This window comes from Nitrosomonas sp. H1_AOB3, assembly GCF_015709435.1.
GTDB classification, from domain to species: Bacteria; Pseudomonadota; Gammaproteobacteria; order Burkholderiales; family Nitrosomonadaceae; genus Nitrosomonas; species Nitrosomonas europaea.
On the sequence record NZ_CP054389.1, the window covers coordinates 546838 to 559433 of the forward strand.

Here is a 12596-nt window from a genome sequence, read left to right on the forward strand (position 1 = left end):
AGGTGCGACAATTTGTCGCATTGAGATGCCTTTCTACTGGGCTTAACATTAGTGGTTTACGTGAACACCATACTAATAATTCCAGAGGAAGGAGAAGAAATGAAGGGAAAAGGGGTTGGTCGGGTACGACTGTCTGCTCAAATAGCCGGAAATATTATGGCCCGAAAACCGCTGGCGATTGCGGTAACCGGGGTGCTGGCAGCCATGGCATCTACATGGGCGCAGGCGCAGAACACGGATGATCCGGTACAGCTGGAAACGATCAAAGTAGTTGCACCGGGGCAGGCATCGCTGACTGTACCGAGTTTGCCGGAAGTGAAAGCTACCATGCGTCAGGTTCCGGGAGGTGCGAATGTCATTGACAGCGAATCTTACGCTACCGGCCGTGCCTCGACGCTGCAGGATGCGCTGGGCTACTCGCCGGGGGTGTTCGTTCAGCCTCGTTTTGGTGCTGAGGAAGCACGTCTGTCGATACGCGGTTCCGGTATCCAGCGCACTTTCCATATGCGCGGTATCAAACTGTTGCAGGATGGCTCCCGGCTGAATCTGGCCGATGGCGGAGGGGATTTTCAGGCAATCGAGCCGCTGGCAGCACGCTACATCGAGGTATACCGGGGAGGTAATGCGCTGCAGTTTGGATCGACCACACTGGGTGGCGCGATCAATTTCGTTACCCCTACCGGTTATGATGCCGAACGTTTCCGTGCGCGTGGTGAGGCAGGCAGTTTTGGTTATAACCGTCTGATGCTCTCTTCCGGCGGTGTGCATGGCTCGCTGGATTATTTTGCCAGTGTTTCCCGCTACAGCCAGGATGGTTTCCGTGACTGGTCGGAGCAGGAAAACTGGCGCATGTTCAGTAATGTCGGTTATCGCATCACGCCTGATCTGGAAACCCGTTTTTATCTGACTTATACCAAAACCGATTCGCAATTGCCGGGTAATCTGACCAAGGCACAGCTCAGGTCGGACCCTACCCAGGCAAATGCCAACAGTCTGATGGGTCGGCAAAAGCGTGATTTCGATCTGATCCGGGTGGCCAATCGCACTGTGTTCAAACTGGGGAATAGCCAGCAACTGGAGTTCTCTGCCTTTTATTCACACAAGCAGTTGTGGCATCCGATTTTTCAGGTGCTGGATCAACCCTCGCATGATTATGGTCTGGGGTTGCGCTATATCAATGAAATGCCGATCGCCGGCTGGCGCAACCGCTTTGTGGCTGGTTTCGAACCGACCTGGGGCACCGTGATGGATAACCGGTTCGTCAACGTTGGTGGCAGAGCAGGCGCGCGTACCGCCAAGTTTGACCAGGATGTCAGCAGCTATGTGGTTTATGGGGAGAATCAATTTTATCTGCTGCCGGAACTTTCGCTGATCGCCGGTGCGCAGTACACCTACACCACACGCAAGCAGAAGGATTTGTTCACTGCAGGCGCTCTGGATCGAAGCAAGAACTATCAACGCTTTACGCCCAAAGCAGGATTGATTTATGAGCTGAATCCGGAGATACAATTTTTTGGCAACGTCAGTACCAGTTTCGAGCCACCCAGTTTTTCCGAGCTGACTGCCGGGCCGGTTATCGCCCCCGTTTTTGCCAAGGCACAACGCGCAATCACGTTTGAGGTCGGTAGCCGGGGCCGATTGTTTGATATGGCCGAATGGGACATTGCACTGTATCGTGCTCATGTGCGCAATGAGCTGCTCGCCTTGGTCGATCCTGTGACCAGTTCTCCGCTGGGTACGGTCAATGCGGGTAAAACGGTACATCAGGGAGTTGAGCTGGGGCTGGATGTAGAGCTGGCAAAAATGTTTTATCTGCGCCAGATGTACCTGTTCAATGATTTCAAGTTTGATGGTGATCCTACTTTCGGCAATAATCAGCTTGCCGGTATTCCGCGTCATTTCTATAAGGCTGAGCTGACCTACCGTCATCCGGAAGGCTATTATCTTGGTCCGAACGTGGAATGGTCGCCCGAAAAGTATTACGTGGATCACGCCAATACGGTGTATGCAGACTCCTACGCGCTGTTGGGTTTCAAGATCGGCAAGCGCAACAAAACCGGCTTTTCCTGGTTTGCCGAGGCGCGCAATCTGACCGATCGCAAGTATGCTGCTACCACGGGTGTCATCGACAACGCCAGGGGAATCGACCAGGCGCAATTCCTGCCGGGAGATGGCCGTTCCTTCTTTGCGGGTCTGGAATATCGGATGTAAGGATACAATCGGCCAGGTCGATTTATTTATATGATTTGCTGTGCAGTTCTTTGCCGCTATATATAAATAATCGTCGTTTCCATATTCAGGTTTGATGGATGATTAACTTCAAGGGATCGATGATGTCAGTAAAACATTTCATTACGGTTGTTGCGCTCGCTGTGATTTCTGCAGTGATTCCTTTGACTGTAGTGGCTGAACATGTGCATGACACCCAGTCCAAATCAGCAAAATCCGGTCACGATATGAACAAAATGTGGGCGGAAATGCGCACACGATCGGTTGGCATGGCTGTTTCCGTGGCATCTGATGAAAAGGGAGGGTTGTGGCTGGCACGCATGCAGGATGGTCATATCCGGGTGAGCCACTCGGAAGATGGCGGCAAGCATTTTTCTGAAGGTGTAACGGTAAATCCGCAACCTGAAGCGATTCTTGCGGAAAACCAGAACCGGCCGAAGATCGCGGTGCGTAACGGAGTGATCGCAGTAACCTGGGTACAGGCGCTGCCGAAGGTGTTTGCCGGGAATATCCGTTTTGCCCGTTCTGTCGATGGTGGCCGTACTTTTTCAGAGCCCGTGACCGTGAACGATGACCACGGCGAAATCAGCCATGGGTTCAGCGCCTTGACACTGGGTGACGATGGCCGTGTGACGCTGGCCTGGTTCGACGGACGTGAGCGTGATGCGGCTGGCAAGACCGGGCAGAAGTATGTTGGCACCACGGTTTACTATGCAGTGTCGGAAGATGGCGGGGCGAATTTTTCTGCGAATCGTAAACTGGCCGATCATGCCTGTGAATGCTGCAGAATCGGCATGACGCTCGATTCCGATGGGGTACCGGTTGTGTTCTGGCGGCATGTGTTCGAGGGCAGCATTCGTGATTTCGCACTGGCACGACTGGATTCGCAACCAAAAGTGTTGCGGGCAAGTGAGGATAACTGGGAAATCAATGCCTGTCCTCATCATGGTGGCGACATCGCAGTGGATGAAGCCGGTAGCCGCCATCTGGCGTGGTTTACCGGGAATCCGCAGAATCCCGGATTGTTTTACCGGCGTGCTGACGGTGAGAATATGACCGCACCGCACGCATTTGGTGACCTTGATTTTCAGCCGGGTTACCCAGCTGTATTTGCGTATGGAAAGAAGGTTTATCTGGTCTGGCGCGAATTTGATGGCAATAATTATCAATTGATGGCCTCCGTTTCGGCTGATCGTGGCGATACCTGGTCAGCAGCTCGTGCTGTGGCAACGACCGGTGGTGCAGCCGACCTGCCAGTATTTGTAGTCGGTGCACAGAAACCACTCGTCGTGTGGAACAGTGCCAGAGATGGAGTGCGCTTCTTTAATGCAGAGGGGGATTTATGATGCGTCGTTTACTGTTTATCTGGCTGTTGACGATAGCCGGGGTTGCATCGGCGACCGAGGGTGTACGTCCGTTTGTACTCGGAAGTATGACGCAGATTCAGGAAGAGCATGCAGGCAAACCTTTCGTACTGTTTCTCTGGTCGCTGACATGTACTTACTGTCCAACTGAACTGAAAATGCTCGGTGAATTCAAGCAACAGCATCCTGATCTGAATCTGGTGCTGATTGCGGCGGATACGCCGGATGATGAGCCGGAGATCGTTTCTCATCTTGCTGATTACGGGTTGAACAAGGTCGAGCGGTGGGTGTTTGCCGAGGATATGCCGGAACGCCTGCGTTTTGAGATCGACCGGCGCTGGTATGGCGAGGTGCCGCGCACCTATTTTTATGATCAGAGCCATCAGCGTGAAGCCAAGACCGGGCTGGTCGGCCAGGAATATGTCAAGAGTTGGCTGGCGCGTGTCGGTATGGATGCTTCGTCCGCAAGCAAGTGACCCTCCAGGTTTCCTCTGAAGATAATGCGTTTCCACACTTTTTCAGGCAGATCGAACACTCGTTCAGACTGATCTGCCTTCACTCAGCCGGTGGATAAAGAGTATCTCCGGCTGATTTATCTTTTTTCACCAGGCAAATCGTATCTGTTTGCTACTGCACAGGAACATGTGAGCAACCCGTGAGGCATGGTCGAGCCGCATGATCAGCTCCGGTAGTAACAGCTTGCTCTTTGGGGTTCATGCTTGTAATCTTTTTAACAGGATTGATCCTGCTCTTGTTGTGAGCAGGTAGTATTTGCCCTGAAATCTGATCACGCAGGAGGTATCTTGAGCAATCCATTCATCGTAAGAAAGGCTGCAGTACTGGGAGCGGGGGTCATGGGTGCGCAAATTGCCGCACATCTGGTCAATGCCGGCATAGAGACTTTACTGTTCGAACTGCCGGCCGAATCTGGAAATCCCGATGCCAATGTACTGAAAGCGATCGAGAAACTGAAGAAACAGGAACCTGCACCTTTGTCGGTGATCGACCGGGCAAACTGTATCGAACCGGCCACTTACGATCAGCATCTGGAAAAATTGAGGGACTGTGATCTTGTGATCGAAGCGATTGCCGAACGGCTGGAGCTGAAATCGGAACTATACGAGAAAATTGCTACTTATCTGCATGACCAGGCTGTTTTAGCCAGCAATACTTCCGGCCTTTCCATCAATCAGCTGGCCACGGTTATTCCTGAGGCCTTGCAACCACGTTTCTGCGGTATCCATTTTTTCAATCCACCCCGTTACATGTATCTGGTGGAGTTGATCCCGAGCGCGCAAAGCGATGCAGCGGTACTCGATGCGCTGGAGAGCTTTCTGGTGACCAGTCTGGGTAAAGGGATCATTCGTGCCAAGGATACTCCCAACTTCATTGCCAACCGGATCGGGGTTTTTTCCATGTTGGCGACCATGCATCATGCCCGGCAGTTTGGCCTGGCGTTCGATCTGGTAGATAAACTTACCGGTGTGCTGATCGGCCGGCCGAAAAGTGCCACATTCCGTACTGCTGATCTGGTCGGGCTGGATGTGTTGGTGCATGTCGTGCAAACCATGCAGAACGGCCTTGCGGAGGATCCCTGGCATATTTACTACACTATTCCCGACTGGTTGCAGAAACTGGTCGATCATGGTGCGCTCGGGCAGAAGAGTGGCAAAGGGGTGTATCAGAAACAGGGTAAGGACATCCATGTATTGAATCCGGCCACAGATACGTATGAGCCGGCACAGAACGAAGTGGACGACGAAATCGAGGCGCTGCTGAAGCAGAAAGATCCTGTAGCCCGATTTACTGCGCTGCATGATCATCCGCACCCACAGGCCCAATTTTTATGGGCGATTCACCGGGATCTGTTCCACTACTGTGCGATACATCTCGCAGAGATCGCCGATAATGCGCGTGATCTCGACCTGGCGATACGCTGGGGATTCGGCTGGGAACGAGGTCCTTTCGAGATATGGCAAGCAGCAGGGTGGAGTACGGTTGCCGGCTGGATAGAGGCGGATATTGCTGCCGGCAAGGCCATGGCTGAAATACCCTTGCCGGCCTGGGTGCAGACAGTCGGGCAGAGTGCTGTCCAGGGAGTACATACGCAGGAAGGTTCTTATGCTCCGATAACGGAAAGCTGGCAACCACGTTCGCAGTTGCCAGTGTACCGGCGTCAGCTTTTTCCCGACAGGCTGGTGGGCGAGGAAATCGTTTATGGTGAAACGGTTTTTGAAACGGATGCGTTGCGTATGTGGCATACCGGAGATCAGGTTGCCATCGTCAGTTTCAAGACCAAAAAACATACGATTGACAATCTGGTACTGCAAGGAATGCAGCAGGCCATTACCGAGGCTGAACATCATTTTCGTGCACTGGTGATCTGGCAGACCGAACCGCCGTTTTCACTGGGTGCCAACCTGAAAAAGGCAACCGAGCGGCCCAAAACTGAAGCACCACCCGCACCACCTGCTCCTCCTTCAGCATTCGAGAAATTCATCAAACAGATCAGGGGCGCTACCCAGTCGGCTATCTTGCAGGCAGCTCGCAGTCTGGATGTGGCTGATATGCTGATGGCCGGGAAGCTGGCTGAAGTGGAGGTGATGATTGCGCATTTCCAGCAGGTTTCACAGCATCTCCGTTACAGTCTGATACCGACCGTTGCAGCCGTCGATGGATTGGCGCTGGGGGGCGGGTGTGAGTTTGTCATGCACAGTGATCGTGCGGTGACGACGATGGAAAGCTATATTGGCCTGGTCGAGGCAGGAGTGGGATTGCTGCCGGCCGGGGGAGGATGCAAGGAGTTTGCTTTGCGTGCTGCGCGTAATGCGGTCGATGGTGATCCTTTTCCTTATCTGAAACATTATTTCCAGACGGTGGCAATGGCGCAACTGGCGAAGAGTGCGGAACAGGCAAAGGAAATGCACTATCTGAAACCTGCCGACGTGATCATTATGAATCGTCTCGAATTGCTGTATGTTGCCAAGGCACAGGCGCTTGCACTGGCCGAGGCAGGTTACCGTCCCCCGTTGCGTCCGCGTGAAATCGTGGTGGCAGGCGCTACGGGAATCGCGACAATCAAGAGTATCCTGGTCAATATGCTGGAAGGCGGGTTTATTTCCGAACATGATTATCTGATCGGCAGCAAGATTGCGCATGTCATGTGTGGTGGCGATATCGTCGCCGGCAGCCAGGTGGATGAGGAATGGTTGCTGAAACTGGAGCGGACCGCCTTCATTGAATTACTGGCAACTGAGAAAACCCAGGATCGTATTGCGCATACCCTGAAAACCGGCAAACCGCTGCGAAACTGAGTAGAGTGATTTCAAATTGCAGAAGATGGGCGCAATGAAACAAAAATTTAAGGATGGAAGGAGAAGCTCATGACCAGACAGGTGCAGGATGCTTATATCGTAGCCGCTACACGTTCACCAGTAGGCAAAGCGCCACGAGGTATGTTCAAGGATGTGCGGCCGGATGATTTGCTGGTGCATGTGCTGCAGGCAGTGTTGAAACAGTGTGAGGGACTCGATCCCGCGGCAATCGAGGATGTGATCGTCGGTTGTGCCATGCCGGAAGCGGAGCAGGGGATCAATGTTGCTCGCGTGGCGTTGCTGCTGGCTGGTCTGCCGGTCAGTGTGCCGGGTGTGACGATCAACCGGTTTTGTGCTTCTGGTCTGCAGGCAGTTGCGATGGCGGCCGACCGGATCCGGCTGGGAGAAGCGGATGTCATTATTGCTGGCGGGACCGAAAGCATGAGTATGGTGCCGATGATGGGTAACAAGGTCGCGATGAATCCGGCGCTGTTCAAACCAGGCAGTGAGCAGGTAGCCATTGCCTACGGCATGGGCATTACTGCGGAGAAAGTGGCGGAACAGTGGAAAGTCAGCCGGGAGGAACAGGATGCATTTGCCCTGGAAAGCCATCACCGCGCGATTCGCGCCATCGAGCAAGGTGAATTCAGAGACGAGATTTCACCTTATCCCGTTCAGGAAAACCGGCCGGATCTGAATACGCATGAAATCCAAAATACAGCTATTGTCCGGGATATCGACGAAGGCCCCCGGGCAGATACCAGCGCGGAAGCACTTGCCCGATTACGCCCGGTATTTGCCGCCCGGGGATCTGTAACCGCCGGTAACAGCTCACAGATGTCGGATGGAGCTGGTGCAGTGATGGTGGTGAGCGAGGCAGCATTGCAGCGCTTCAATCTGACGCCGATCGGGCGATTCATTGGTTATACAGTGGCGGGTGTGCCGCCGGAAATCATGGGAGTAGGTCCTGTCAAGGCGATTCCCAAAGTGCTGGAACAGACCGGGATCCAACAGGATGCACTCGACTGGATCGAATTGAACGAGGCGTTTGCTGCCCAAAGTCTCGCAGTAATCAACGATCTCGGATTGGATCGGGCGAAAGTCAATCCGCTGGGAGGGGCGATCGCACTGGGGCATCCGCTGGGCGCAACCGGTGCCATTCGGGTGGCCACTCTGCTTAGTGGTTTACGACGTCACAAACTCAAATATGGCATGGTTACCATGTGCATCGGAGGCGGGATGGGAGCTGCCGGTGTGTTTGAAGCACTGTAATATACTTTCTTAAAACCGGGTATTCGCCCGGTTACTCCTTCAATTAGCAGGCTGGCGCTGCAGTCTGCCCGTGAACACCCGCTCATCATTGACAGAATAGGTGGCTTCTCCCTGATGCTCCCACCATTCATTCATTCCTGCAACATAACGTGCACCTGATGCAGAAACCGCAAGATTGAGCATCTCTATTCTGTTGTTCGGGAAGGTAAGCGTAACCGTGTCATCATCCCGGTAAATCGCCTGTACTACCTGCCCGGAATCTGAAACGAAAACGACCGAACTGATGACTGAAACTGTGGGGTTGAGAGTGGATAATGGGGTGCAGGATACGATAGTAGTGAAAAGTGTGAAAAAGATGAGTGGGTTGAGAAACGATTTCATGTTGTGATTTGGCTATTGATTACAGTGAATAGCTTACCTTCGTTTCTCCAATGATAATCTTGCCTTCAGCCCGAGAGCGTCTGAGGGGAATTAACACGTACCGGCAAAGCCGTATGTTACAGATGCCTGAGAACGTCCTGCCGATAGTGCAGAATACGGATGATGGCCACACCGAAAGGCTCTATTCGGTAGTAATATGGCGTTCAACGTGGCGATAGCGATAGCCTGGTCGAATATAGCTGCAGTCCTGTCCCTGGGATGATGTCTCGACTAACTCGGTACAGGCGGCTTCCAATATATCGATATAGCGTACGGCCTGATCTGCGCCCCATTGTTGAAAGGTGTAGTTAAAAATTCCATCAAGATCACGCTGCGCTGCCGGGCTGAGATGATATTCAGCCATGCATTAACCTGGTTTGTGCTGCGCCAGCTTATGTCTTTTGAACTGATCAAAATCGAACGGCTGCGGCTCCCTACTTTGCTCGCCATCAATGAGTGCGGCCCGGATATTATCAATTTCGGCCATTCGTTCCTGCTCGCGCCGGATGAGGTCACGAATTAACTCGCTATCATTCGTGAATCGCCCAGCTTCGACTTGTGCGGTAATCCAGGCATCTTGCTGGTTGGTTAGTGAGATGGTCTTACGCACGGTCGCCATGATCATAACTCCTTAGATGTTTGGTCCCGCATTGTGATGGTGTATTGTATGATTTGCTACCGACACAGGAGGAATTATGGGACAGATATTACACGGGAGCGCCCGCACGACAGCGGCGGTGCGTCGAGCGATACAACATAGTGAAGAGAGCCTGAATGTGCTGGCCAGGCGCTACGCCATCAATCCCAAGACGGTGGCGAAATGGAAGAAGCGCAACTTTACGCACGATGCCAGGATGGGTCCGAAAGAGCCGCGTTCCACGGTTCTGACACCAGAGCAGGAAGCCGCTTGCGTAGCCTTCCGCAAACATACGCTGCTGCCGTTGGATGACTGCCTTTACGCCTTGCAAAGCAGCATTCCCACCCTGACCCGATCATCACTGCATCGCCTGTTCCAGCGCCACAACATCAGCCGCTTACCGGAGGTGGAAGGCGAGAAACCTGCCAGAAAAAAGTTCGCCCAATATCCCATCGGCTATTTCCATATCGACATTGCCGAAGTACGGACAGAAGAAGGCAAACTGTATCTATTCGTCGCCATCGACCGAACCAGCAAGTTCGCTTATGCTGAATTACTGCCCAAGTACGGCAAGATGGAAGCAGCGCAGTTCCTGCGCAATCTCATCGCCGCCGTACCCTATAAAATCCATACTATCCTCACAGACAACGGCATCCAGTTCACCCACCGCAAAACAGACAGGCATGCTTTCTTGCATATCTTCGACCGTGTCTGCCTGGAAAATGGTACGGAACATCGCCTGACCCAGCCAAATCACCCCTGGACCAATGGTCAAGTCGAACGCATGAACCGCACCCTCAAGGAAGCAACCGTCAAACGCTATCATTATGAAAATCATCAACAGTTGCGAGAGCATCTTTACAGCTTCCTGAATGCCTACAACTTCGCCAGGCGACTCAAAACCTTACGAGGACTCACACCTTACGAATACATCATCAAATGCTGGCAAAACGAACCTGAACGTTTTATCATCAATCCATACCATCACAAAGTGGGACTAAACAATTAGAACCTGTTTACGATCTTTTGAGCAGTAATGCCAGGAAGGCCAGATGAATGAACTGTAAGCTGGTGTTGAGCTTACGCTCGCAGTTTTTCCATAATCTTCTGCTCTTCTCCAGCCAGGCGAAACTACGCTCGACGATCCAGCGTTTGGGCATAACTTTGAAGGTATGCAGTTCACTGCGCCTGGCAATCTGCACCGTGACAGCTTCGCCCAGAATTTCTCGCACGCCTTCAGCGAATGGTTCTCCAGTATAGCCACTATCGCACAGCAAACTTTGTACTTGCCCCAAGCCCAGCCTGCAGCGCTCCAGAGCTTGCAATGCACCTTTACGGTCAGTCACTTCCGCCGTCGTCACCGCAATAGCATGCGGCAAACCCTGGGTATCGACAGCGATATGGCGCTTGATACCCGATACCTTCTTGCCAGCGTCATAACCTTTCTGGTCGGCCGTGTCTGTGTTTTTCACGCTCTGCGCGTCCATGATCAAGAGCGCGCTGCAAACGTTGCGCCCCTGTTTCTCTCGGACCGCGCCAACCTGATTTTTTGAGTGCCCGCTCCAATACGCTCACGCCGTACTGGTCGGGCTCACTCCACTTGCTCCAATAAGCATATACACTCTGCCACTTGGGAAACTCTCCGGGTAGGAATCTCCATTGGCAACCAGTGCGCAGCAGGTACAGCACCGCGCAGAACACCTCGTACAGATCCACCTTCGTGGGCTTGGTCCTGCGTCGTACGCTGCGCAATAGCAGCTCTATCTCGGCAAACTTCTCTCTACTGATATCGCTGGCATACTCGATTCTTTTCATCCATGCATTATCAGGGATAACAAAAAGATCGTAAACAGGTTCTTAGGCAAAATGTATGAAAATATCATATTATAATCATGGATTATCATATCTCCATAGCGATAATCTGCTGTAAAACATGAAATCGATGCTAAGGAACCTCTGAAAAACGTTAGCGAGGCAGTCAGTTCAAGGCAAAAATCGGCGAAAAAGCGGAGTTTATACATAATAAATGAGCATTTTGATGCCGACTTTTAACGCAGAAATGGCAATGCAGGTAGCTTTTCATAGATTCCCTAAGGCTATTATGTAACTGGGCTAGGGGGGTGGACTCACCTCGGCTATCTACCGGATCTATCATCACCCAGATCTGCCCGATATGGTCAATCAACCGGTTTCAACTTTACTGGAATCAGCACCGGCACTTCTGCGTTGGTTTGTCAGATACGATCCTTTTTGGATCTTCCTGCCTTGTTGTTCTTCTGTTTTTGATCCTTTTTTACGATTGTAGTAGGTGCATTTAATGAAAATTGGCTATGCTCGTGTGTCTACTGAAGACCAGAACCTTGATTTGCAAATCGACCATCTGACTAAAGATGGATGCAGCGAGATCCTCACAGAAAAGCTGACAGGAAGAAACAATGCCAGGCCCGCTCTGGATAAGGTGCTGAAACTTCTCAGGCCGGGGGATATGCTGGTGGTCTGGAAGCTGGATCGCTTGGGGCGATCCCTCAAGGATTTGATCAATATTCTTCAGGTACTGGAAACGCGCAAGATCGGTTTTAGGTCGATTACCGATGGCATAGATACGGAAACGGCGACCGGACGGTTACTATTTCATGTGATTGGTGCGATTGCGGAATATGAATGTGTTCAGATTTCTGAACGGACCAAAGCCGGTCTTCAGGCAGCCCGGCGGCGTGGTAAACGTCTTGGTCGTCCGCTCGCGATCAAGGAGGCGCAGATCAGGCTGGCACAACAATTATCTGCAACCGGTACATTGAGTACTGCTGAAATCGCTGCCCGGCTGAATGTCGGGAGGGCCACACTTTGGCGGGCGATGAAACGGGAAAGAGAGTATCGGGATTTTTAGCAGCTTTACTCATAGTGTAGTCCTCTGCCAGTGCTATCGGTTTCGCCTACAGAAGAATCATCGCAAAATATGTTGTTTTTTTCTATCCTTAAATGGCTGAATGAGAAAGGATCTTTCTACGCAAGGTAGAAAGGGCTTTATCACCTGAGCAGATTTTATCGGGTTATTGCACTTGGCGAACTTCTCTCCGATATTCCAATCTCATAGTAAATGGTGTTTGTGTCAGTCTGTTATCTGAATCAAGTTCTTTTGCAACCTGTTTATCAATCGATATTGCGTTGTTGAATCCTGTATCGTTCTCAGGCTGTTTGATTGGAAGGCGTTGACTTACTGCCGGCAATATTCCTGGGGAATAATTGTTCTGATCAAGGATCATGCTAAAAGGATAAAGAAGCGGGTAAAAATATCCTTGATGAATGAATAGATGAGCTTAAGCTAAACCATTTTATGACGATAACAAAAATATGATGTTG

General features: G+C 51.8%; 11 protein-coding genes. 7 read left to right on the forward strand and 4 right to left on the reverse strand.

The genetic code is table 11. The features are described from left to right. Positions 1-156 precede the first annotated feature (156 nt). From HRU73_RS02660 to HRU73_RS02680, 5 genes are all read left to right on the forward strand, one after another. Entirely contained in the window at positions 157-2211 is a 2055-nt protein-coding gene (locus HRU73_RS02660) for a TonB-dependent receptor family protein (RefSeq protein ID WP_287399354.1), read from the forward strand. A gap of 119 nt (positions 2212-2330) precedes the next feature. After that, positions 2331-3575 (forward strand): sialidase family protein, encoded by a 1245-nt coding sequence (locus tag HRU73_RS02665; RefSeq protein ID WP_287399355.1) that lies wholly within the window; start codon positions 2331-2333, stop codon positions 3573-3575. Continuing rightward, positions 3572-4069: a TlpA family protein disulfide reductase gene (locus HRU73_RS02670; protein WP_011112095.1), complete on the forward strand. Its 498-nt coding sequence runs from the start codon at positions 3572-3574 to the stop codon at positions 4067-4069. The genes HRU73_RS02665 and HRU73_RS02670 overlap by 4 nt, the downstream gene beginning before the upstream one ends. A 327-nt stretch (positions 4070-4396) precedes the next feature. Beyond that, positions 4397-6907 (forward strand): 3-hydroxyacyl-CoA dehydrogenase/enoyl-CoA hydratase family protein, encoded by a 2511-nt coding sequence (locus HRU73_RS02675; protein WP_287399356.1) that lies wholly within the window; start codon positions 4397-4399, stop codon positions 6905-6907. 69 nt (positions 6908-6976) lie between these two features. After that, positions 6977-8179 (forward strand): acetyl-CoA C-acyltransferase, encoded by a 1203-nt coding sequence (locus HRU73_RS02680; protein WP_287399357.1) that lies wholly within the window; start codon positions 6977-6979, stop codon positions 8177-8179. A gap of 39 nt (positions 8180-8218) precedes the next feature. Here HRU73_RS02680 and HRU73_RS02685 read toward each other — a convergent pair whose 3' ends face one another. The 3 genes from HRU73_RS02685 to HRU73_RS02695 all read right to left on the reverse strand — a co-directional run bounded on the left by HRU73_RS02685 (position 8219) and on the right by HRU73_RS02695 (position 9218). Then, a complete protein-coding gene (locus HRU73_RS02685; protein WP_287399358.1) occupies positions 8219-8560 on the reverse strand; it encodes an MliC family protein in 342 nt (113 codons plus the stop codon). 181 nt (positions 8561-8741) lie between these two features. After that, the gene (locus HRU73_RS02690; RefSeq protein WP_287399359.1) at positions 8742-8963 is read right to left on the reverse strand and encodes a type II toxin-antitoxin system RelE/ParE family toxin; all 222 of its coding nucleotides are present in this window, start codon (positions 8961-8963) and stop codon (positions 8742-8744) included. Positions 8964-8966: 3 nt separating this feature from the next. Further along, a complete protein-coding gene (locus HRU73_RS02695) occupies positions 8967-9218 on the reverse strand; it encodes a type II toxin-antitoxin system ParD family antitoxin (RefSeq protein ID WP_287399360.1) in 252 nt (83 codons plus the stop codon). Positions 9219-9294: 76 nt separating this feature from the next. Here HRU73_RS02695 and HRU73_RS02700 point away from each other — a divergent pair, with 76 nt between their 5' ends. Then, positions 9295-10245 (forward strand): IS481-like element ISNe2 family transposase, encoded by a 951-nt coding sequence (locus HRU73_RS02700; protein WP_011112474.1) that lies wholly within the window; start codon positions 9295-9297, stop codon positions 10243-10245. Positions 10246-10252: 7 nt separating this feature from the next. On the opposite strand, the gene HRU73_RS02705 is transcribed toward HRU73_RS02700, so the two are convergent. Further along, positions 10253-11051 (reverse strand): IS5 family transposase gene (locus HRU73_RS02705; protein WP_502709294.1). Its coding sequence is split into 2 segments (ribosomal slippage): positions 10253-10777 and positions 10779-11051, totalling 798 coding nucleotides; the frame shifts between segments, so codons are not numbered across the junction. A 502-nt stretch (positions 11052-11553) separates the two neighbouring features. Here HRU73_RS02705 and HRU73_RS02710 point away from each other — a divergent pair. Continuing rightward, a complete protein-coding gene (locus tag HRU73_RS02710; RefSeq protein ID WP_287399361.1) occupies positions 11554-12123 on the forward strand; it encodes a recombinase family protein in 570 nt (189 codons plus the stop codon). Positions 12124-12596: the final 473 nt, after the last annotated feature.